The organism is Sinorhizobium sp., from assembly GCF_059070375.1.
The window spans coordinates 63,950-87,309 of sequence record NZ_JCACWC010000002.1 but is presented as its reverse complement, the minus strand read 5'-3'; the positions used below and the strand labels follow the sequence as shown (position 1 = coordinate 87,309).

The 23,360-nt window shown below is 56.5% G+C and carries 15 protein-coding genes and 6 pseudogenes; 14 read left to right on the top strand and 7 right to left on the bottom strand.

Going from position 1 to position 23,360, the window contains the following annotated elements; translation table 11 throughout:
* The first annotated feature begins 335 nt into the window (after positions 1-335).
* A complete protein-coding gene (locus AC5J09_RS05125; protein ID WP_494297121.1) occupies positions 336-2,303 on the top strand; it encodes a calcium-binding protein in 1,968 nt (655 codons plus the stop codon).
* Between the two features lie 423 nt (positions 2,304-2,726).
* Entirely contained in the window at positions 2,727-3,020 is a 294-nt protein-coding gene (locus tag AC5J09_RS05120; protein ID WP_494297120.1) for a transposase, read from the top strand.
* A 24-nt stretch (positions 3,021-3,044) separates the two neighbouring features.
* On the opposite strand, the pseudogene AC5J09_RS05115 reads toward AC5J09_RS05120, so the two are convergent.
* Positions 3,045-3,163: pseudogene (locus AC5J09_RS05115) on the bottom strand (transposase domain-containing protein); the annotation flags it as partial.
* A 114-nt stretch (positions 3,164-3,277) separates the two neighbouring features.
* Positions 3,278-4,156, bottom strand: coding sequence for a tyrosine-type recombinase/integrase (locus AC5J09_RS05110; protein ID WP_494297656.1), 879 nt, complete (start codon positions 4,154-4,156; stop codon positions 3,278-3,280).
* Positions 4,157-4,196: 40 nt separating this feature from the next.
* Here AC5J09_RS05110 and AC5J09_RS05105 point away from each other — a divergent pair.
* From AC5J09_RS05105 to AC5J09_RS05080, 6 genes and pseudogenes are all read left to right on the top strand, one after another.
* A pseudogene (locus AC5J09_RS05105) lies at positions 4,197-4,595 on the top strand (YecA/YgfB family protein); the annotation flags it as partial.
* Positions 4,596-4,891: 296 nt separating this feature from the next.
* Positions 4,892-5,326: pseudogene (locus tag AC5J09_RS05100) on the top strand (sulfotransferase family 2 domain-containing protein); the annotation flags it as partial.
* A gap of 712 nt (positions 5,327-6,038) precedes the next feature.
* Positions 6,039-6,329: a DUF551 domain-containing protein gene (locus AC5J09_RS05095; RefSeq protein WP_494297119.1), complete on the top strand. Its 291-nt coding sequence runs from the start codon at positions 6,039-6,041 to the stop codon at positions 6,327-6,329.
* Between the two features lie 846 nt (positions 6,330-7,175).
* Complete coding sequence (locus tag AC5J09_RS05090; protein ID WP_494297118.1) at positions 7,176-8,090, top strand: nucleotidyltransferase and HEPN domain-containing protein; 915 nt, start codon at positions 7,176-7,178, stop codon at positions 8,088-8,090.
* An 88-nt stretch (positions 8,091-8,178) separates the two neighbouring features.
* Positions 8,179-9,477 carry a capsular polysaccharide export protein, LipB/KpsS family gene (locus tag AC5J09_RS05085; protein ID WP_494297117.1) on the top strand — a complete coding sequence of 433 codons (1,299 nt, stop codon included), beginning with the start codon at positions 8,179-8,181 and terminating at the stop codon, positions 9,475-9,477.
* Positions 9,478-9,922: 445 nt separating this feature from the next.
* Entirely contained in the window at positions 9,923-11,527 is a 1,605-nt protein-coding gene (locus AC5J09_RS05080; RefSeq protein WP_494297116.1) for a calcium-binding protein, read from the top strand.
* Positions 11,528-11,588: 61 nt separating this feature from the next.
* Here AC5J09_RS05080 and AC5J09_RS05075 read toward each other — a convergent pair.
* Both AC5J09_RS05075 and AC5J09_RS05070 read right to left on the bottom strand, forming a co-directional pair.
* Positions 11,589-11,938, bottom strand: a pseudogene (locus tag AC5J09_RS05075) (hypothetical protein).
* Complete coding sequence (locus tag AC5J09_RS05070) at positions 11,932-12,291, bottom strand: hypothetical protein (RefSeq protein ID WP_494297115.1); 360 nt, start codon at positions 12,289-12,291, stop codon at positions 11,932-11,934. Before AC5J09_RS05070 ends, AC5J09_RS05075 begins: the two are co-directional and overlap by 7 nt.
* Before the next feature lie 425 nt (positions 12,292-12,716).
* Here AC5J09_RS05070 and AC5J09_RS05065 point away from each other — a divergent pair.
* A pseudogene (locus AC5J09_RS05065) lies at positions 12,717-12,870 on the top strand (DapH/DapD/GlmU-related protein); the annotation flags it as partial.
* Positions 12,871-13,627: 757 nt separating this feature from the next.
* Here the strand turns inward: AC5J09_RS05065 and AC5J09_RS05060 are convergent.
* Both AC5J09_RS05060 and AC5J09_RS05055 read right to left on the bottom strand, forming a co-directional pair.
* Positions 13,628-14,019 (bottom strand): annotated as a pseudogene (locus tag AC5J09_RS05060) (hypothetical protein).
* 215 nt (positions 14,020-14,234) lie between these two features.
* A complete protein-coding gene (locus AC5J09_RS05055) occupies positions 14,235-14,426 on the bottom strand; it encodes a glycosyl hydrolase 108 family protein (RefSeq protein WP_494297114.1) in 192 nt (63 codons plus the stop codon).
* 727 nt (positions 14,427-15,153) lie between these two features.
* Here AC5J09_RS05055 and AC5J09_RS05050 point away from each other — a divergent pair.
* A complete protein-coding gene (locus AC5J09_RS05050) occupies positions 15,154-15,891 on the top strand; it encodes a class I SAM-dependent methyltransferase (protein WP_494297113.1) in 738 nt (245 codons plus the stop codon).
* On the opposite strand, the gene AC5J09_RS05045 is transcribed toward AC5J09_RS05050, so the two are convergent.
* Complete coding sequence (locus AC5J09_RS05045) at positions 15,888-16,274, bottom strand: hypothetical protein (RefSeq protein WP_437409374.1); 387 nt, start codon at positions 16,272-16,274, stop codon at positions 15,888-15,890. The two genes, AC5J09_RS05050 and AC5J09_RS05045, sit on opposite strands and share 4 nt — an antisense overlap.
* A 1,049-nt stretch (positions 16,275-17,323) precedes the next feature.
* Between AC5J09_RS05045 and AC5J09_RS05040 the strand changes: the two genes are divergently transcribed.
* The 4 genes from AC5J09_RS05040 (at position 17,324) to AC5J09_RS05025 (ending at position 23,360) form a co-directional block, all read left to right on the top strand.
* Entirely contained in the window at positions 17,324-18,094 is a 771-nt protein-coding gene (locus AC5J09_RS05040; protein ID WP_494297655.1) for an ABC transporter permease, read from the top strand.
* Positions 18,091-18,750, top strand: coding sequence for an ABC transporter ATP-binding protein (locus AC5J09_RS05035; protein ID WP_494297112.1), 660 nt, complete (start codon positions 18,091-18,093; stop codon positions 18,748-18,750). Before AC5J09_RS05040 ends, AC5J09_RS05035 begins: the two co-directional genes overlap by 4 nt.
* The gene (locus tag AC5J09_RS05030; RefSeq protein ID WP_494297111.1) at positions 18,750-20,081 is read left to right on the top strand and encodes a KpsE/RkpR family capsule polysaccharide export protein; all 1,332 of its coding nucleotides are present in this window, start codon (positions 18,750-18,752) and stop codon (positions 20,079-20,081) included. The genes AC5J09_RS05035 and AC5J09_RS05030 overlap by 1 nt, the downstream gene beginning before the upstream one ends.
* Positions 20,082-20,231: 150 nt before the next feature.
* Positions 20,232-23,360, top strand: coding sequence for an FkbM family methyltransferase (locus AC5J09_RS05025; RefSeq protein WP_494297110.1), 3,129 nt, complete (start codon positions 20,232-20,234; stop codon positions 23,358-23,360).

The following is a 23,360-nucleotide window of genomic DNA, read 5'->3' as shown; positions in this document are numbered from 1 at the left end:
GCACGGCGCTCGGAATATGAGAGCAACGCGACCGCCGACAATCTGCGTGAGTCAAGGCGGATCTTCAACGACGCCATTCGCATGGCAGCCTATCGAGGCCTGCACGTTGAGGTGAGGCTGCTTCAGATGCACCGTTCCGAAGGGCCGACGCGGGTTCCGCAGATCGACGTTCTCGCAAAGCTGTGACGGCATTTATGGGCGGCGGCAGCCCGCTCCTGACCCAAACAGAGCTGCAGTTGAATTTTGCGAATCCAGGACTAAATCTTCGGTTGCACCCTTGATTCCGATGCAATTGAAGCTACGGTCCCTGCAGATCATATTGCCGAAGAATCAAGGTGAACAATGGAAAGCAGGCTAGGCATATACGTGGGGCATTTATCAACCTCTGGGAAAGGGTGCCATTCATCAGTGACAAATTGCAGACGGTGGCCGCGATGACGACGATCTCTGGGAACCTGCCCCCAACCAATATCACCTTGTCCAACAACTCGATAGCAGAGAACTCTCCTGTCGGCACGACGATCGGCACACTATCGGCCACTGACCCAGAAGGGCAGCCCCTCACATATCAATTGGTGGACAGTGGTGGAGGCCTGGTTAAGCTTAACGGCAATAAAGTCCAGTTGGCTAAGCCGGTCAGTTACGAAGAGCTGCAGGGGAAGACGTTCCAGGTCGAGGTCTCCGACGGGGTGAACAAGGTTCTCAAAAAGTTCTTTGTATCAATCGAAGATGTTGACGAGCCGCCGCACCTAGTTTGGATGGGTGGAGCAGAAGTCCGAGAAGATATCAAAGTCGGCACCGTGTTCGACTACGTATCTGGGGTAGATCCAGAAGATTCAGTCCTAACATTCAAATTGATAGACGATGCGGGGGGCACATTCAAACTGGCAGGCGCCAATGGCATTCAGCTTGCGAAGCCGCTCGACTTCGAAAAAGCTCCGACGAAGACGGTAACCTTCGAAGTTTCTGACGGAAAGTTCACTGTAGTCAAGTCGTTCACGATCAATATAGCTGACGTCAATGAAGCGCCAAGTGCGCTGACATTGTCCAATTCGAAGGTCGCTGAAACCGCGTCCATCGACACCTTGATCGGTTCATTTGTTGCGGTCGATCCCGAAGGTGACGAGGTGGATTATTGGCTTAAGGACTCAGCCGGTGGAACGTTCTGGATTGTCGACAACAAGCTATACGTCAACGACACTCTGAACTATGAAACGAAACAGTCATACACCATCACAGTTGTAGTTTCGAACGCGAGCGGATCCTTTACTAGGGATTTCGTGATAGCCGTGACCGACGTGATCGAGACGATTGTGGGGAACTCCTCCTCTCAAACTTTGATGGGCGATATCGGTGCCGACAAGATCATGGCCGGCGGCGGCAACGACACTCTGATTGGAAAGGCCGGCGATGACCTCCTCTACGGTGAGACCGGAAATGACACCCTCATAGGAGGCGCGGGAAAGGACCGTCTGGATGGCGCCGCCGGAAATGACACGGCTTCATACGAAAGCGCCGCGGCCGGGGTGAAAGCAAGCCTCGCTGCCAAGTCGACCAACACCAATGACGCCGCCGGGGATACGTACTACGGGATTGAAAACCTCACAGGAACGCGCTTTTCAGATGTCCTCGGAGGAAACGCCTATGTCAACATACTCAACGGGGGCGACGGTAATGATATCCTGATCGGCGGGGCGAGTGGTGACAAGCTCATCGGCGGCATCGGAAATGACGCCGCTTCGTATGTGACCGCTACGAGCGGCGTTATCGCCAATCTAGGTAGCCCGAGCGGAAACACCGGAGATGCAAAGGGCGACACTTATTCTGCGGTTGAGAGCTTGATCGGTTCCAATTACGCAGACGAACTCTATGGCAACGGGAGCGCAAATAGCCTTTCCGGAGGAGCCGGCGACGATATTATCGGCGCGGGCTCTGGGAACGATTGGATCTACGGAGGCTCGGGGGCAGACCGGCTGGTCGGAGGAATGGGCGCCGACAGGTTCGTCTTCAAGGCACTCTCTGAATCAACAGGGGCGAAGGTCGATACCATCTTCGATTTCGTGCCTAACGAGCAGGATAGGATTGACCTCTCGGCTATCGATGCAAATGCCAAGATATCGGGTAATCAAGCTTTCTCTTTCATTGGCACCGCGGCTTTCAAGGGGACCGCTGGCGAACTGAGGTACGAGAAGCTGTCTTCCGACACTTTCATATACGCAGATGTGAATGGTGATCGGATCGCAGACCTCAAGATTCATTTGGACGACGCCGTGACCTTGGCGGAGAACTACTTTCTGCTTTAATTGACGCGGCCGGAGCGGTCGCGAGCCTCGCAAGTGAGGCGTCGGAGCGGCTCCTTTTGCAGTCTGAAAGCGGCATTTCAGAGCACGAGCTGGTGCAGATACTCATCGCGCCTCTGGACGGCAGCCCGGCAAAGGATGCGCTGGGCGACGAGTGGCAAGGCGGCGGCAGCCCCGCTCCTTAAGATCGAGAGCTGGCCTGACATAAATAGAGCTGCAGTGGGGGACCGCTGCAGCCTCCAACGCGACGTTGGTCACCATAAAGCTGGGGGCGCAATTATCCTATTCCATCCAAGGGACCGCTTCGAAAGTGAGCGCGACGAACAGCCCACCTTTTCTTTGCTGATTGAGACCGCGAGATAAGCTCGTTCATCTGCAGGAGTGGAACGGGATGGTTAGAGATCGCGCTGGTGCCATGCTGAAGCCATGGATGAAGCCAGGCATGATGGAGTCTACCGGCGGATCGAGGTAATCACCGGTCGACGACAGCGGCGGAATTGGACCGACGAAGAAAAGGCGCGGATTCTTGCCGAAAGCGCGGAACCCGCCGTGAACATCTCGGCCGTCGCCCGGTGCCGGGGTGTCAATCGTGGTTTACTGAACGTCTGGCGCCGCGAAGCCGGGCTGACCGCTCGACGATCCGCGCAAGCCTGCGCGCAGCAGGCCATGTTCGTGCCGGTGACCGTCGTTGGAGAACGAATGCCTCCCCAGAGCGCGTAGTCTTAAGCGGCAAGCTGAGGCCGTTCAGGCCGCGTAATTCCACGGCATGAGTGCGTCGATTTCTGAGCTCGGCCAGCCGTTAGCAATGCGCTCGAGGTCTGAGTGAGCCAGGCAAGCGGATCGATATTGTTCACCTTCGCTGTTTATGCCGACCGTCGAACTATGCCGAACGCCTCTCCTGACGGGGACGGTACGCCGCGTGTTCCCGGCCAGTTCGGCCGGGAAGCAGTGGTTGACACTCGGCATAGTTCTCATGCTCAGAGGGCGTTCAGGAATTCCAGAAGCCGGTCGTTTGGTCGAAATCGCTCGGCTTTGGCGCGTTCGTACGGCTTCAGCTTTGCGAGCGCGGATTCCTTCAGTTCAAGATGTGCATTAAGATAGGTCAGTGTCGTTTCCATCGCCTCATGGCCCAGCCACAGGGCAATGACCGAACAGTCGACGCTCGCCTGTAGCAACTCCATGGCAGCGCTGTGCCGCAAGACATGGGGCGATATCCGCTTTGAGCGAAGGGAGACGCAGTGCTCGCGCGCTTTGGCGGCATATTTGTTCAGCAGTGCCTGCACGCCGTCGGCGCTGATCCTGCCACCGTGCATATTCGGAAAGAGAGCCGTTGCGCCTCGCTTCCCTGGTTCCTTGAGCCAACGCCGGAGGGCTTGCTGTGCAACCTTGGTGAGTGGCGTACTTCGCTCTTTGCGGCCCTTGCCGACGCATTGCACATGCGCACCCTTTCCGAGCTTTACCGAGTCTCTGTCAAGATCGATGATCTCCGAGACCCACAGCCCCGTTTGCGCGGCCAGCAATAGCAGTGAGTAATCGCGGCGTCCCAACCACGTGCTTCGATTCGTGCAGTCCAGGATCGCTTCCATCTCGGGCCTGGTTAGAAACTGAAGCTGCCTCTTGTCACATCGCTTGCTGGGGATCGCGAGCACACGTTGAATGTGGGCGCTATGTGTGGGCTCCTCGAACGCCGCATATCGGAAGAAGGAGCGAATTGCCGTGAGGCGGAGATTCCGGGTCCTCACCGAAGCGGCTCTCTTCGTCTCAAGGTCCTCCAGGAATGCACCGATGAAAGGGGCGTCCCGCAGTGTCAACTGAGATGGGGACCTCCCAAGGCGCGTCTGTGCGAATGCAAACAGGAGTCTGAAGGTGTCGCGATAGGAGGCAATGGTGTTGGAACTTACAGGCCCGAAGTTTATCGACCCACGTGAGTGGATCCCGGAGCTGACTGCTCCAGAGGCCCTGAACCTGCCGATGGAACAACCGAACATCGGGCAGTGCAGACCATCGTTGCGGAATATAACCGCATCTCTGCCAGCATTTCCGAAACACCGAAAGACCACCGGTTCACCAGGATCGATGATCTAACCTTTGATGCCATGGAATGGGACGTCTGCTTTCTGATAGCGACTGGGTTCGCCCCCAATGTGGCGGCCCGTCATTCGCGGCCATGCCGTCACGGGTGATAAACTCAGCGAGACTAAAGGGCCCACCACCCACGAGGATGCTGCCGCCGTCCCCGAAGCGCTCGTCAATATCCGAAGCTACTTCATGCCAAAGCGCGCAAAGCAGAAGAGAAAAATCGCTATTAGTTCCGTCAACGCCGAAAGCAGTGGGCTGTTCGTCGCGCTCACCTTCGAACGTCGCTTGTGCGCATTGTACTTTCAGCGGAAGTGGAATCAACGCCGCAACTGCGCGCCGTCGCTGGCTCGCCTCGATCCGCTGAAGGATCTCGCGCATCACACCCGTGTCGGTGAAAAGGCTGTTGAGCAAATTGGCACGCATCCGGGTGGCGCCCCTCCAACGCCATTGAAAGGGGCGAGCGACGGCAGTATGCAGTGTACAGTTCGCCTCAGTCCGTCGGAAGGTAACAGATGGGTATATCCCTTCAGAAGCAGTTTATTTATTTCGTAGTCCCAAAAACGGGATCTGCCACCGTACGAAAAGCCCTCAGCCAATACATCGACATCAAGCGCCCGACTGAGCATTTCTCAGAACATGTTCCAATCAAGCGTTTTCTCGCGTCAAGCCATGCCGATCTCACCCGAGATTTTTTCAAGTTCAGCTTCGTCCGGAACCCCTATGACCGGATCTACTCAGGCTTTCAACAGGACATTCTCGCCGCATATAAGTTGAAGCATTGGGAGGAATCCAAGAAGCCCATTTTCGATAGGATCGGAGAAGACTTCAACCGGTACGTAATTGAATACGTAACTAGAGCGGACATCCGCAACGATCCTTTCTGGATCTGCTTTTGCCCCATGCATGAATTCACCCATTTAAATGGCAGGTTATTTGTCGATTTCGTAGGGAAAACCGAGACGCTGTGGGACGACATACGAAAGCTCGAGAAAATTCTCAAACTCGAGTGCGCCGAAACAGAAGACCTAAACGTCAGAAATCCCTCTCGATCTGAGCTCAAGTATATAGAGCATTACAGTCCAGAAGTGATCGGAGATCGTCAACGGCCTGTATTCGGACGACTTTCGGTATTTCGGATACACGCCCTTGGAGCCATCGGCTTTCCACGCCCGCTCCTAGTGCCTATCTGTCCGTTCGTACATCACTCCTATACTCGCCGCTCAACTCGGGAATGGAACGACTTCCTCAATAGCTTTGTCGACGACGAAGAAGTCATCGCTCGCGTCAAGGCGAAACCTCCGCGGTAACAATCGGCCGGTTACCTTCAACGCCGCGACGCACAACGCTATTGCAGTGTTTGCCGGGTCCACCGGCTCCGGGTCATTCAACTGCGCCTTTCTCTGCTTGAATAGGTCGGGCCTCCCCAATTGAAGCCGTCAGTAGGACTATAGGGCAATGATGCCGACTAACTGACGAACTCAACAGCGGCGTCGATGGTCTCTGTGAAACGGGTAGACCCGTGATCGCGGGTCTACCTAGGAAGACTTCGACCTTTTGCCAGCCGAAACTTTGGCAGCCGCTTCCCGAACAACCCGTCCCGCTCGGCGCCGCGTCAGAGTCGCAGGAGACAGATGAAAGGCAGGCATAAAATTAGCCGATATGTTAGAATGCCGTACTATTCAATCTCTAATATCAATCAGAGGATGGGAACCAATGAGCACTGGGAAAAAATGGGAGCCGATAGACAGCGCGCCAAGGGACTGGACCGACGTTCTCTTATTTGATCCCGCGTACCCGCATGATCACAGGACGGTCTTTGAAGGTTACTTCGATGCCGAGACAGAAGCATGGCTCTCAGCCGAAGGAGAGACCGTTTCTCCAACACATTGGCAGCCGCTCCCCGAACCACCCGCCCAAGGGGGCGACGAGCGACCACCCGCGCACTCGTGAAATCTGCGGACAGCGCATGGTCGCCGTTGCCAATTCGAAGGGCGTTACCGTCTTGGACGAATTCACGGCAGGCGCATCGGGGTTTCCCCCGATCCCCAGCACTGACTGTAAGAAGGCGGCTGCGAAAGACGAGAACTTTGCTTTCTGATGTCTGACATGCCGCGCAAAAAGTCCTCTGAGATGAAAGTAGGCCGCCCGCCGGGCTGGGCAAGCGCCGCTCTCCGCACCTGAATTAAGCTTAACTGCCGGAAATCTGCCTGGCACTCGGGCCAATGTGACAAGTCAGGATCAAGCCATGCTCGTCAATCAAGATGGCGCAGCCCATCCTCATTAAGACCGGCGGCTGCATCTCTGCCCCCGAGCTACATTAGTTCGCGCACCCGGGACCCCGGTTGTCAGAACCGTCGCTGCGGCCTCCGGCGGTCGTCGTCACCATCACCGCGGTCACGATTGTCGTCGCCGCGGCGCATGCATTGCACCGGTCGGCGGCTGGGGCGCCGGCCATGCGCTCTCCCGCACGCTCGTGAGCCTCGGGGCGAAACATCGCCGCATCTATTGATGATCGATGAAAGCAACGGGCCAACGGCAAACGATGCGAAAGGACTCAAAATCCGTGAACCATACGGTTCCTTGACAATGCGGTTCACCTCCACGGTCTCCTGCAGCCCCTTGGGGTAACGCGACTTAACCAAGTGTACGTTCCAGCGACTGTTGGTCCGTCGTGCGCATCAGAGGGGTATAGAACTATTTATATCCGATTTGAGATCAATGGTCTTCTATCTGATGACAAAGTTCCTATGAATTCCAACGGTAGACGGCGAATCGTCTTTGCCCTATCGCTTGGATATGAGATCAAGCCTCGAACATCTGCCGGAGAAGAAGCAGCGCGAGCTTGCCCGCGTCGTCGAGATCATCCATGAGGAGTTCGCTGACGCGCTCAAGGGCGGCACAGCAGACTTCAAGAAACGTGGCCGCGTCGTCAAGATCATCCTATTCGGCTCCTATGCCCGCGGAACGTGGGTGGACGAACCGCACACGATGAAGGGCTACCGCTCCGATTACGACATCCTTGTCATTGTCAACACGAGAAAACTTGCGCAACCGGAATATTGGGACAGGGCGACCGATCGGCTGCTGTGGGACAAGGAGGTTTCGACCCCGGTCGGACTGATCGTCCATGGGCGGCGTGAGGTGAACAACTTCCTAGCGGATGGACAATATTTCTTCGTCGACATCCTGCGTGAGGGCATCGTGCTCTACGAACTCGACGATCGGCCGCTGGCCGAGCCGAAACAGCTTGCTCCCGTCGACGCCCTCAGGGTGGCAAAGGAGCATTTTGAAGGGCAGACCCAGAGTGCCACCGAGTTTCAGCAGCTTGCCGCTTACGCGATTGAGCATGGTTGGCAGAAGCGGGCGGCCTTCTTGCTGCACCAAGCCGCAGAATCTGCCTACTCCTGCTTACTCCTAACGCTCACAAACTACAGCCCGCCTTCGCATAACCTCAAGTTTCTTCGCGGCCTCGCGGAGGATCAGGATCGCCGGCTCATCGAGGCATGGCCCCGTGACCAGCACCGCTTCACGGCCTGGTACAACATTCTCAACGAAGCCTATGTGAAGGCGCGCTACTCGAAGCACTTTGAGGTTACCGGAGAAGCGCTCGCGTGGCTTCTCGAGCGAACCGAACACCTCCTCCGCCTCGTCGAGATGATCTGCACCGAACGACTCGGAAAACTTGAACGGGCGACGGTCCGAGAGCAATAATTTGTGACAAGCAGCAATCGTGTGAGACTGGCGGATCGATTGCAGCGCATGTAGATAGCAATCGTGCTTTCCTGGAACCAATGCACCGATGGCGGTAACGCGACGACAAAGGCAAGACTGCGCATGTGTTTCCTCCGCTCCCACATCGGGGCCGGTAACGACCTTTGCCGTCCAGATCATCGGATGGAAGAGAGAACCCTTCGAACGGTATTTCCCCGACAGGCACTTCCGCTTCCTCCCTATGAATATCGGCGAGCGCGAATTCGAGCGCGTGTGGAAGCCGCGGATCCTGGCCGGCAAGGACGCCGAGATTTTCGCCTGGGGCCCGGAGCTGCCGCGCGCAGTGGAGGCTCTGGCAAAAGAGCGGAACATTCCCGTCACCTTCATAGAGGACGGTTTCCTTCGATCGGTCCGGCCAAGTGCCAGCCGCACGCCTCCCCTCTCCCTGACGCTCGATGGCAGGGCGCTCTATTTCGACTGCCGGCGTCCCTCCGACCTCGAAGTGCTGCTGAACACCTATGACTTCGAAGCGGATGCGGCGTTGATGGAGCGTGCGCGAGCCGGCATCGCGCTTCTCACCGAAAGCGGCATCAGCAAATATAATGGTGCGCGTCAACGCACCGCCGAGGAAGTTTACGGCGACAAGACGCGCAAGCGGGTGCTGGTCGTCGGCCAAGTAGAGGACGATGCTTCGATCCGCTACGGCTGTCTCAGCCGCATGACCAACAACGACCTAGTGCGGCTCGCGGCGTCCGAGCAAGCGGACGCCCAGATCCTCTACAAGCCGCATCCGGACGTGCTCGCCCGTGCTCGCCCGGCAAGGTCGGACCCCGCCGAAGTGGCGCATCTTTGCGAGCTCGTGACCGAGAGCCTGCCGCTCGCCGAGGCGCTGCGCACCGTCGACCACGTTTATACGATCACCTCGCTTGCGGGCTTCGAGGCGCTCATTCGCGGCATCCCGGTCACGATCGCTGGCTGTCCCTTTTATGCCGGCTGGGGACTGACCGACGACCGTCAGCCGAGCCCGCGCCGCGGGCGGCACTTGAGCATCGAAGCACTTTTCGCCGGCGCCTATCTGCTTTATCCTCGCTATTTCGATCCCGAGACAGGAGCACAAACCTCATTCGAAGCGACCGTGACCGCGATCGGAAGACAGCTCGACGAGCCGCAGGGCCTTGGCCCATCGCGGCCGCAATGGCGGGCCTGGGGCCCTTACGGCCTTCTCGGCTGGCGCCATCTGCTGACCGCTTTCGTCACACCGGTGATCCGCAGGATAGGCAGTGACCGCGATGTCGAAGACTTCAGGGCCGACCCGATCCGCTTCTTTCGAAGCCTCTCCGATCGAAAGTACCGGATCATCGGCCGCATACTTTATCCGTTCGGGTGATCCCCGCTCACCCGACGCGCACAAAGTACGAGCGGAAGCGATGCGCTCCGGCTTGAACTCTCTGTCTCCCAGTCTAGCCGACCCGCGGCCGGTCACCTGTGACGGCGGCACAGTGTGAGGGCAGGAATGGGCGCACTTTCGAATAGCGGCATCATACAGCATCAGGTGCTGCAGCGGCTATTGAGCCGGTCAATAGGTGAAGAAGGCGCTCGGCATAACCGGCCGGTGCCGGTATGATTCAGATGATGACGACGGCGGTGGCATAGTGAGGTCCGCAGCCGCCTCAATAGGCAGGAGCCTCAACAAGAGCGTTCATCCGAATGGGCTATATGACAAGATCATGGGCATCTGCTATAACAACAACCTTTAATTGCTGCGTGAAATAATATTGCCATTTATATTACTAATCATTTTTGGCCGGAAACTCCCGGCCTCGGAGGAAATCATGGCTGCAGTTACGTATCATTTTCCAGCAGGACTCTACCCAAATTCGTACAACCCACCTCTGAGCGGCGTCAGCATTAACCCGTCTTTCGGCGAACTCGTGGACATGCACAAGGCGAGCCGCTCGACCACTACCAGTACGGAGGTGCTCTATCGGCTGGACAACGGTCTCAAAGTAAAGTTAGTCGGTACGGGGTTCAGTTTCGATGCGAACGGTGAAGCTGTCGCAGGGACAGTGACATCGATCGAGGTTCTTCTGAACAACGGTGTAGGGTTGGTGCAAACGATAAGCGGCCTAAATGTCTCGCTTGAAGTTTTCCAAAACGCTGCTGACGGGTTCGACAGTTCCGAACTTGAGAGCTGGTTGTTGAGCGGAGACGATACCCTCAACGGGTCGAACGGTGATGATGAACTAAAAGGCCACCTCGGCAACGATGTTTTGAATGCCGGTGGCGGCAATGACATCGTTACGGGAGGCGGAGGTACCGATACCTACGACGGCGGAGCCGGGATCGACACACTTAATTTCCGGGATGCTTATGATGCTCCGACTGCGACGAGGGGCATAAATCTCGACGCTACAGCGGGGACGGTGATCGATCAGTTCGGCAACTCGGAAACATTCCAGAATTTCGAAGAATTCCGGGGTACACAGTTTTCCGACAGGATGATCGGATCCTCGGTCGACGAGACCTTTATGGGTTTCGGCGGACGCGACACAATTACAGGCGGTGCAGGCATAGACACCATTCGCTACGACCGCGACTTTCAACTCGGGGCAACCAAGGGTGTCAACGTCAATCTCGCCAACGGAGTGTCATTTGACAGCTTTGGATCCCAGGACACGCTTTCAGGCATTGAGAATGTCCGCGCCACTGAACTTAAAGATACGATCGTAGGAAATTCATCTTCCAACTTCATCCGCACATTCAAAGGTAACGATTTCATAAACGGCGCGGGTGGCGCCGACGACATGCGTGGAGGTGCAGGAAACGACACCTATTACGTCGACAATGCCGGCGATATTGTGAATGAGACCGCCGACAGTGGCGCCGGTACCGATACTGTTCGCTCCTCTATATCGTTCAACCTGGGCAACACGGCGGCTGCCATTGGCAACCTCGAGCACCTCACGCTACTGAACAGTGGCAACATTAGCGGCACCGGAAACAGCTTGAACAACACATTGACCGGAAATACGGGAAATAACGGCCTTAACGGCGCCGGCGGCAATGATCTGATCGACGGCGGCCACGGCAACGACTCCTTGAGGGGCTCCACCGGTCTCGACACGTTCCTCTTCAGCACGGCGCTTAATGCAGCAACAAATGTCGACACGATCCTGGATTTCAACATCACAGACGACACCGTGCGACTTGAGAATGCGATCTTCGATGCCATACAGGGTGTTGGAGCGCTGACCACGGCGCAGTTCGTCGCGAATACGGCGGGTGTTGCAGAGACATCCGATCAGCGCATTGTCTATGAAAGTGACACAGGCAAACTGTACTACGACAGCGATGGCAACGGTGCTGCGGGATCGGTACATTTTGCAACCCTCGGCACAAATCTCAACATCACCGCATCCGATTTCTTCGTTGTCTAGTCGCCTGGAGGGCGGGGATCGTACAAACACAGCGCCTCATACTCGGGGCGCTGTATTTGCTTTAAAACCGCCTCAGTCGCGCTGCCTGGTCGGCTCTCGCTGGCGTCCGGTATCCTCCAGCCACTACTGCAAAATCTCTCGCACCAGCCGCATGCCGCATGTCGGCACTGAGATTATTGAGCGTGCTCTCGACCGCCCGCATCAGGTGGCCGCCTCGGCCGCCTGCTTTTCGACAGCCGATATTCGGTGCTTGTGATTGTCGATCTGCCGAAGGGAGACTTCGGCAGCCGTCAGTCGCTTGTCGAGGCGATCGATGGATTGAGCCTGCGACTCCTGGTTGGCGTTCACCCTCTCCCAAGTCGCGCCACACGCTATGAGGCCGCCGGCAAAGCCGAATAGGATCTTCAGCAACTAAGCGTTCTGCGCCTTGCTTTGAGAGCTGCGAGGCAAAGCGCCACCGCGGGATTAACCCCCTCGGCGATCTCGCCATCGTTCAACTGCGCCTTGCCTCCGCCCCCCCATGAGAAGCCACCGACGTGGCCTGGCGCCAGAATCCCCACCAGCTCCAGTGCGGCATCAAGAGAATTTGTGAATTCCGGCAGTCGGTTAACTTCTTCACCGGGAAACAACCAGATGACGTTCACGTCACCCTTTGTCCGCGTGGCCTTGCGTTGCCATCCAGCCACTAGAGCAAGCTTGGCGTCTACCCTCCTAGATGGGGCGACGAGGTGTGACAATTCTTCTATTAATTCCGGCAAATCCATTGAGTTTATCCCCAGTCGCGATAGAACACGCATTACCATGCAGAGACACGACAGGAAACCCAATGACACTTAACGTTGCCGCAATCCAGCCGTCCGCCGGTACAAGCCAAGATAGGCAGGCGATACTTGCGGCGGCCGGGGTGATCATTAAGGGCGGCAAAATACCGATGGAGCCCTTCATCTGCGAAGGGGGCAGAGTCACGATCGGCGATGCGGAGATAGGGCCTTGGAATACAATCGGGCGATTCTCCTACATAAATAGCGGCTTCATAAGGAAGGCGGTAGAGATCGGACGATATTGCTCCATCGGCCGCGGCGTGACGATCGGAACGGGCACGCACGACATAGACGCCCTATCAACCTCGCCAGTTCTCGCCCCGCCAGCGAATATAGTGAAATATGCCGACCCGGAGCGAAGGAAGTCTGTCGTCATCGGCCACGACGTCTGGATAGGGGATCAAGCTATAATCCTCACAGGCGTCACGGTCGGGACTGGCGCCGTCATCGCCGCGGGAGCTATTGTAACGAAGGACGTTGCTCCATATTCCATCGTGGGAGGCGTTCCCGCAAGGCCGATAGCAAGACAGGTTAGGTTTTCAGAAGAGGTATGCGGTCGGCTGCTGGATTCGAGATGGTGGGAACTACCGCTACAGGCTTTACGCTCCTCACCCTTTGGGTCTCCTGTCGACTTCCTCAAGTGGCTTGACAAGAACGGCGAAGGCCTGCGGCGGGACCCGTTTATGTCCCGCCGCAAGCACATCTAATATCCGTGCACCTGCGGAATAAAGCCGCCGTCTGTCAGCATTCCCGTAGCATTTTTGTAAGCACGGTGATGGTATTGGCCGTCGCCGCATCAGCTTGAACCAAGGGTGTCGACTCCCCTCGACTTACGGCAACGGGCTGAAGAGAGCTTGCGGCCAGGGCAAACTCATCGATATTGACGAGATAGATGCCGGTCGCCGTCTTGCTTACACTCGTGATACCCCTCGGCGCCGGTGGCAATGAAATGATCTGATCGACGGCGGCCTCGGTAACGACTCCTTGGGGGGCTCCACCGGTCTCGACACGTTCCTCTTCAGCACGGCGCTTAATGCAGCAACAAATGTCGACACGATCCTGGATTTCAACATCACAGACGACACCGTGCGACTTGAGAATACAATCTTCGATGCCATACAGGGTGTTGGAGCGCTGACCTCGGCGCAGTTCGTCGCGAATACGGCGGGTGTTGCAGAGACATCCGATCAGCGCATTGTCTATGAAAGTGACACAGGCAAACTGTGCTCGCGGGGATCGTACAAATACAGCGCCTCATACTCGGGGCGCTGTATTTGCTTTAAAACCGCCTCAGTCGCGCTGCCTGGTCGGCTCTCCCTGGCGTCCGGTATCCTCCAGCCACTACTGCAAAATCTCTCGCACCAGCCGCATGCCGCATGTCGGCACTGAGATTATTGAGCGTGCTCTCGACCGCCCGCATCGAGGTGGCCGCCTCGGCCGCCTGCTTTTCGACAGCCGATATTCGGTGCTTGTGATTGTCGATCTGCCGAAGGGAGACTTCGGCAGCCGTCAGTCGCTTGTCGAGGCGATCGATGGATTGAGCCTGCGAATCCTGGTTGGCGTTCACCTCTCCCAAGTCGCGCCACACGCTATGAGGCCGCCGGCAAAGCCGAATAGGATCACGAATGTGTTGAGATTGAATTCAAACCTCCATTTCGCGCATGCGGTCATCGCAATGGTCTCGGATGAGCGTGCGATCCCGCCGGAATGCTTCAACAGACGCAAGCGTCTGCTCGCCGATGTGGCCCGTCCTCGCGGACGACGGCGACCTTCTGCAGCGACTTCACCGCACGCGCCGGACCGAAGTTCACCGCGAAATCGATAACGGCATAATCCAGCCCAGGCGGCAGAAGATCGCCGCCGCACTGCGGTCAGAACGAACGCTGCTAGATGTCAACCGCTTCTTTGCGGCTCATCCCCTTCACCTGGTCGGCCGTCACCGCCTTGGCGCCGCGATGGGCCGCAAGCGTCCTATGCGTAACGCCGTATTTCCTGGGGCCGCCCCGATCCGTCCTGAAATTCGAATAGCCGCCCCCGAACACGAGTTCGAGGGCGACGGGAAGAGTTTCCCGAGCCATATGTCACCTTACTGTTTGGGAGGAATTGTCTGCCCTATGGGCAACAAAAAACCCGCTCAATGGCAGGGCCTATGGTCGGAATCTGCTCAGAGGAGCCGCGCCATTACCGATGACATCGTTCGATGTTCCACGTAACGTTGCGCCCGACACCCTTCACGAAAAATTCACCAAAAGGGAGTTTCAACTGCGATGAACAGTCTTTATAGGGAACAACTTCTATACGACCCTAAATTTCATCAACAGCGAAATACAATCATCATGGACGGATGGCGTATCGAGAAAATGGCGCGGGCACTATGCGCCCAGAACAAAGAAGACCCCGACGGAACCTATGCCGTAATCGAAGATGGGGTCCCGGTCCAACGGCCCAGATGGTGGCGATATATGGACCGGGCAAGAATGGCGCTTGAAGCGCATGAGGGCAACTACCGGCCGTCTCTGGGGTCTGTATAGCCGCTACGACCGAGCCGCTGCATCCTTCAGCGACGCGAGGCACAACGCTATCGCGGTGTTCGCCGCCTCCACCGGGTCCGCGTCATTCAACTGAGCCTTCCCCCGCTTGAAGCGGTTCGGGCCGCCTCAGGCTGACAATGCTCATGCGATCATGCTCACGTCGTTCGCGGGGACTTCTGAGCACACACAGAAGCAAACCGCAAGACTTGAACCTCAGTGGCGTAGCCGTTACTCCTGAGCGCCATCGCGGTGACGACAGGATGAGGGATTCTATATGGCGCATGCAAATCTACCGCTTCACATCGCGTCGAGGTACACGCTCGACTATAGGCGGTTTATCGCCAAGAACACCGAGATGGCGGATCCGAAAGTGCACTGCCCCTGCTGTGGATCATCCTTCAAGGAGTGGCGGCCGGTCTTCGGCCGAGGCCGAAAGGCAGAATGCCACATATGCCATTCATTCGAGCGCCATCGCCACATCTGGATCACGCTGGACAACGATCCGGATTTCTTCAAGGCTGGCTCCTCCCTCCTTCATTTCGCTCCCGAGCCATTCTTCAAGACGGTGTTCGGACAGAATCCCAGCATAGATTATTACGACTGCGATCTCGCTAAGGAGCGTGCAACGTACCAGGTCGACATCACCGACATCCCATTCGACGACGGCAAGTTTGACCGCATTATCTGCAGCCATGTTTTGGAACACGTCCCCAACGATCGAAAAGGCATGCGCGAGCTCCGGCGCGTGCTCAAGCGAGGCGGCATTGCCTATATTATGGTCCCGTCGGAGCATCGCCCTGAAACATATGAGGACCCCTCGATAAATACCCCTGAGTTGCGCCTTGAGCATTATGGTCAGGAGACGCACGTCCGGATCTATTCGCGCAACGACTTTATCAAACGGTTGGAAGATGCCGGATTTGAAGTCGAAACACAGTTTCCGAAGGTGAAGTGGGGCGACGATATGTGCCGAGAATTCCTGCTCGGCGACAACATCTACATCTGCCGCTAGAAGTCACCCAAATCAGCTGCTTTCAAATTCAGGGCAGCAACACAGATGGAAAGGGCCGGCGTTGCCGCATGGTAGTACGGCCCTTCATCCACCTTGACCGTGCAGGTCACGCCAGCCTCGTTCACCACCCAGCTTACGCCCCCGTGCGATTTCCTCGCGACCAGATCAAGAAGCTCCAGCGCGGCATCGACGGAGAAAGTGAACGCAGGCAGACGATTCTCCCCGCTCACCGGATGTATCCAAGACACCTTTCGCGATTTCGTCGCGCCTTCTGAAGTCGCGACTTGTCGTTGCCAACCGAAGAGCAGCGCGATCTTGGCGTCCGTTTCGCGGCTTGGTTTCTTTGTGCTTTGAAGCTCGTGTATCAGGTCAGAGACTGCCATTTCCACCCCTATCGTGTATTCTGTGGATGCTATACAGCGACAAGGACGCATTCACAAACGATGGGGCCTACAGTGGATCAAGATCGTACAGAGCTGGTTGCGCGAGTGCTGTGCCAGCAAGAGGGATACGATCCCGACCAGTTCCGCAGCGAGGCCAGCCACGCGGAAACGGAGGCCGCACCGGCATGGACCTCTCCAGCATCTCCGAGAAGCAGGTCCCGACCTGGCCCGCCAGCAGTTCGTCCTTTTCGATGCCTCGCTGCCAGTCTCTGGAAGGCCTGAGGCAAACGAAGGACGCCCAGACCTTCGACCCAGCGCCTCCGATAGCTCTGCGACCGCATGACAAAGGACCGGCGACTGGAGGTTGTGCGCCGTCCCTTTAGCTACGCCGCCATCGCCGCAAGCGCGATCGCAGCCTGCTCCTGGGGCGGACTCTACAAGGTGACAATCGCCTATGTTTGCGGCATAGAAGCTGGCGTATCGATGTTTAAATTCGTAGCACCTCCGGACCAGGACCTTGACGTGCAGGAAAGATGCGCTGAAACTGTCATGCCTCAAGCAGCGTTCTGTTCGACCGTTCCGAACAAGGACAGGCGACTTCATCTTATTCCGACGGCCCCGGTCCAGCGCGAGGTTGCGCGCGTCTGGAGTACAAACCCTCTTGGCGAAGAGCCACCAAATTTTTCGTATGCCGAGGCGGCGTTAGCCGAACCCATACCGGCGGTGGCACTTGACCATCGAGGTGGTTCTCTGGGCGCCGATCTGTTTCATCCACGCTACTTCGGCTACGAGACAGGAGCGCAAACCTCATCTGAAGCAATGGTCCCCAGAACCAGAAGACAGCGCCATGAGCCGCGGTTATGTCGCCGCCGGTTGGCTTCTCGGCCCGCGCAGCATGCATCCGGCTTAGTTATCTCGGTGGTGCCCGGATGGGCACTGACCGCGCTTTCGGAACCTTCAAGGCCGACCCGATCCGCTTCTTCGGCGGCCCCTCCGACCGAAAGTACGGGAATCATCCCCCGCATACTTTGTCCGTTCGGGTGACTGACATGGGCTATCTCGCCACCCACTTTCGCGTCGTCTGCGCCCTTCTGGTTCGCGAAATGGCGACGCGCTTCGGCTCCAAACCCGGCGGCTATGTCTGGGCGCTGCTCGATCCGGCAGCCCACATCCTGCTGATGACGGTAATCTTCCAGGCGATCGCCCGCGCGCCGGCGCTCGGCACCAGCTTCGCGCTCTTCTTCGCCACCGGCTATATCGCCTTCCAGTTTTACCAGGCGATGACAGGCTATCTGAACGCCGCAGTGAAGGCCAACAAGGCGCTGCTCAGCTATCCGAATGTCGCGCCCATCGACACCATCGTCGCCCGTTTCGTCCTGCAGATGGGCACGACGTCGCTGGTCGCCTTCATCGTGCTCGGCACGATCGTCGCTACCATGCGGGTGGACACGAACATCCACTGGCCCCCGATCCTCGAAGCGGTCGGGCTCGCCTGCCTCTTCGGGCTCGGCGTGGCCATGGTGAATTGCGTACTGTTCCTCAAATACCCGCTTTACGAGCAGGTCTTTAGCATCGTCAACCGGCCCCTCTTCCTGATCTCCGGCGTCTTCTTCCTGCCCGACTCGATCCCCGCACCCTATCGCGATCTCGTGCTCGTCAATCCGCTCGTTCACATCATTATGAGTTTCCGCCAGGGTTTCTATCCGGAGTATCGGGCGGTCGGCCTCGACATGGTGTATCTCTACGGAATCGCATTTCTGACATTGTTTGCCGGAATGCTGGTTTTCACCCTTTCCAGAAGAACGCTGAGAAACGAATGATCCGGTTCGAGCAGGCGACGAAATATGCCCGCACCAAGGGCATCAAGAAACCGATCATCGAGGACGCATCACTGACGCTGAACCGCGGCAAGAGCGTCGGCCTTCTCGGCCGCAACGGCGCCGGAAAATCGACGCTACTGCGCCTGATCGCCGGCGCCATCAAGCTCGACAAGGGCCGAATCATCCGCCGCGGCAAGATCTCCTGGCCGCTCGGCTTTGCCGGCAGCTTTCAGAACTCAATGACCGCCGAGCAGAATGTGCGCTTCGTAGCCCGAATCTACGGCGTCGATACAGAGCAACTGATCGGCTATGTGGAGGATTTCGCCGAGCTCGGCCCCTTTTTCAGGGCGCCGGTCGGAACCTACTCGTCCGGCATGAAGGCACGCCTCGCGTTCGGCTTGAGCATGGGCGTCAACTTCGACTACTATCTCGTCGACGAAATCACCGCGGTCGGTGACTCAAATTTTAAGAAAAAATGTCAGGCTGCCTTCGAGACCAAGCTGCAGGATTCCGACATTATTATGGTCTCCCACAGCACCGGTACGATCCGCGACTATTGCGATTGCGGCGTGGTGCTGGAAAAAGGCAAGATGATCTATTATGAGGATGTCGAAGCGGCGATCCGCGCGCACGACAAGAACATGAAGGAAAGCTAATGGCGACAAGCAAGGACGCGGCAATGAATAAGCCTGACCCCGCGCAGGTCGCCGACAAGCAGAGCCCCGCCAGGGCGGCAGCCATAAGCAAAGGCATCGCTGTCCTTGAGGAGCTACTCGGGAGGGAGAGCGCACCGGTCATCCCGCTGCCGGGACGCAAGGTGGAACCGCCTAAGAAAGCCGGCTGGCAGCCGACATGGTTCATGAAGCTGCGCTTGCGCCACGCCATCATCGGCGCATCCTTTCTGGGACTTGTGGCCGTGCCTGCGACACTCGCCTCGCTCTACATGGCCTTTATCGCTGCCGACCAGTATCACAGCACGGCATCCTTCGCCGTGCGCAGCATCGAAGGCGGCGTTTCGAGCGACATCCTCGGCATGTTCACACAGGCTTCCGGCGGCAGCACCGTCTCGGACAGCTACATTCTCATGGATTATATCCTGAGCGAGCGGATGGCCGCAGACGCGGACCGGCGGTTCAAGCTTGAGGACGTCTACGCCACCCGCGGTCTCGATTATTTCTACGGTATCGGCTCCGATCTGCCGATCGAGGACAAGCTTGCCTATTGGCGCGATATGGTGAACGTCAATTTCGACCACGCCTCGGGCATCATGCAGGTGAACGTCAAGGCCTTCGAACCGAAACAGGCACAGGAGATCGCGCAGTTCATCGTCGACCAGAGCGACAATCTCGTGAACAGCCTTTCGCTTTCTGCGCGCAACGACGTTTTGCGCGCCGCGCAGGACGAGGTGCTTGCCGGCGAAGCGCGGCTTTCCAAGGCGCGCGCGGGGTTGCGTGATTACCGCGACAAATCGCAGGAAATCAGCCCCGAAGAAGGCGCAAAACTCGCGGTTCAGCTGATCGGCAGCTTGGAAGGAGAACTGACGAAGCTCAACGCCGATCTCGCCACGGCGAAAAGCCAGATGAGCGAGGATACACCGCGCATCCGCGTGCTCAAGACCCGCATCGAAAGCCTGGAACAGCAACTCGCCGTCGAGCGCCAGCGGCTGGGAGCGGGCGAAAAGGGAACGTCGGCTGCAGACGATCCGAACGCCCCGGACGTCGCCGGCCGAATCGCTGAATTCGAAGAATTGGAGACCGAGCGCGAATTCGCCGAACGTGCCTATACGGCGGCGTTGGGCTCACTTGAGAAGGCTCGTGTCGACGCGAACAATCGTCAGCGTTACCTCGCGCTCTTCATCGAACCTACGCTTTCGCAGATGGCGCAGTATCCGACGAGACTGCTGAACGCTTTTCTTGTGACGCTTGGATTGCTCTTTTTTTGGAGCATTTGCTTGATGGGCTTTTACAATATCCGAGACCGGGCGTGACTGAGCGCCTAATCGGCGTTTGGACGGAGGTACTCTGCACTGGATAGCAGTTCCAAGAATCTGGTAAGAGGCGTTTGCTCTGGATGGTGAGCACTGTCTTGCCTTCGATTACACTCTCCTGCTAGGGAGGAGGAAATTGGAGGCATCTGCATGAAGGGCGACGTTTCGTTCACATCGTATGGCATTGACGTAAGCTTCGTATTGCCTGGGCAACACGAAGATCACATTCAGAAAGTTATCGCTTCTACCCACAACTTCTATGAAAGTGATTTGCTTAGCGATGTATTCCCGCGCATCCGACCCGGGGCTCTCGTAGTCGACGTAGGAGCAAATATCGGCAACCACACGGTCTTTTTTGGAAAAGTGTGCCGTGCACGCGTAATTGCATTTGAGCCGCTGCCGCAAGCCCGAGAAATTCTGCTTGCGAATGTTCGACTCAACGAGATCGAGGACCGCGTTGAAGTAAGACAAGAAGCACTAGGCGCGGTCACGGCATCAGGCAACTTCAGTCCTATATCGGCTAGAAATATCGGGCAAACGATGATCCGCCGGGCGGATCACGCAGACGGCCCAGTGCACGTGGTTAGGCTCGATGATGTTATCGGTGATCAGAACGTAGATCTAATAAAAATAGATACGGAAGGGATGGAGCTTGAGGTCATCCGCGGTGCTGAAGAAGCGATTCGCCGCAACCGCCCTCTAATTTATGCCGAAGCCGCTCGCCTTGAATCGTTGGCACAGCTCGAGCAGCTGCTGTCGGCGTTTGAATACGTCGTCATTGATCGATTTGCGTCTACCCCTACCTTTCTTTTTGCGCATATAGCTGACGAGCGTCAGCGACATCTCTCGCTCATACACCGGACCTCAAATGTTAACCGGGAACTTCGAGTACTCGTAGATAACGTTGTCAAGCTCAAAAAAGCTAACGAACAGTCGAGCGCAAATCTGGCGCAGATTGCGGTCACAGGCGCCACCGCTGAAGCTGGCATTACGTCACTACAGGCGAGTATCACTGAGTCTGCCGAAGACGTTAAGGCTGGCATTGCATCATTAAACGAGAGAATCCTTGAAAGCGGCGCCGATGTTAAGGCTGGCTTCCATATCCTTGACGCCGCTGCAGCAAAGCTTCAGGCATCAAGCGAAAAATGCGAAACTGAAATCGTGGCCTTAAAGGGGCAAGTTCAGACACTAGGAAAGCATGACGTCAGTCGGGAGATGCAAGATCTCAAGCTTCAGATCGAGGATGTTCTAACTGGCTATCGCGAAAACATCCTCCGCCTCCAATATGAAAACTCAGTCCTGAGGCATCAGAAAGAGGCGTTTGAGAAGAAAATAACCTTGATGTATCGTACTAACACGTGGAAACTTCGATCCAAGTTTCTGGGGTTACTTTCTTCCTTCACCACGATTAAACGGCCTTTTTCAGAAAAGCAATTCTTTGACAAAGTTAAAAGAGATGTGCCGCCAAAGAGGGACTTGGTGGCGCGAGGCCCAAAAATTGCGTCGCCCGTCTATCCAGTAGCAGCTGTAGATTCGGCTGCGACTTACTCAAACAACACGTTCGCCGGGATAGCCGCGATCCCTGGTCGACGAGACGCGTTGCGGCAAACAATAGCTTCTCTACTGCCACAGGTCGACTCCATTGGCGTTTATCTGAACGACTGGGACGATATCCCGGAATTTTTGCAACACCCAAAAATAATTGTTGCTAGAAGCCAAGAGCACGGCGAGCTTGGAGACGCAGGAAAGTTTTTCTGGATCGAGCAGTTTGATGGTTTTTACTTCAGCTGTGACGACGACATCGTATATCCCGCATATTATGTAGAGCGCCTCGTCGATAAACTAAAGGACTATGGTTACGCTGCCGCAGTTGGATGGCACGGGTCGCTCATAAAGGGAAATTTCGCCAACTACTACACGAGCACCTCGCGTCGGGTGTTTGGTTTCCAACACCACAGGCCCTGGGATACGCCGGTTCATATCCTCGGCACTGGATGCGCGGCTTTCCATACCTCAACAATGAAGGTTCGGTTGAGCGATTTCCCAGAACCCAATATGGCTGATGTGTTTTTCGCAATTCTCGGCCAGCAGCAGCGGGTGCCCTTTATTGTTGTTCAGCATGACAAGGGCGAGTTGATTGAAATAGAGGGAACTCAAGAAAGTTCGATACAATCACACTCCAGAGCTCGACTGGCGTCAAACAAAAACACTGGTGCAAGGCAGAGCGCACTCATCGGTGGCATTACCGGCTGGCGAACCTTTGAATGGCGTCCATTGCGGATTGGTCTAGTCGGACGCTTTGAAAACTACGCCAAGGGCGGTATTTTTAAGTCTTGCAACCTTATCGCGAAGAGCTTGCGTGCGCGAGGACATCACGTGACAGTTCTCGACACGCAGTCTGAACTCAAGGAGGTTGACCCCTCGCTTGATTTAGTCTGGTTTTACCCGGGCGATCCAAATCGGCCGGACTTCGCGACAGTTGAAGATAAGATGGCCGTCTACCGAAATGCGGGCATCCCGGTTCTCGTCAATCTATCCTACTTGTACGAAGGCAATCGTTCTAAATGGATCGCACAGAAACTGCGGGAGTATAACGGCAGAAGTGACCTGCCGCCAGTGATGGCGGCGGTATTCGCTGAAAGTGTGATTGACGATCCCGAACTTGTAGCAGTGAAAGATCTCATCGTCTTTGTGCCTAAGACGATTGAACCCACAAAAGCCGCCTTCATTCCTGACTTCCATGATCGGGAGGGCATATGCTTTGGTGACAGTACAAAACTGGCGAATTCAGCAATCATTGGCGGCGATGTAAGACCTTGGATTGACGCGGTGAGCCGACGGCTACCTCAGGTCAATCTTTATGCCTTCAAACAATACAGCGGCGCGTCGGCTCATAAACACCTGCAAACGGTTCCGCACATGACCGATGACTTCGGAGACTTCCTCGCAGCCAGGAGATTGTTTATTAATCTCAATGTGCACCTTACATTTGAGATGGTGGGTTGCGAGGCACAATCGTACGGAACGCCGCTGGTATATCGCCATATGCCGCATTCTTTGAGCGAATATGTCGGACCCACGGGAGTCCGTGTCCGTTCTCCACTTGAATTGGGTGAACTTGCTGCGTGGCTTTATAACGACGAGTTGGCTTGGCGGGAATATAGCAAGGCAAGTATCCATAACGCCGCTGCAATGACGTTCGACAACGTACACAGTGCACTGGAGGCTTCGCTGCGTTTGGCTTTGGTCAGGGCTCGGAATTTAAAGCGTAAATCTTGA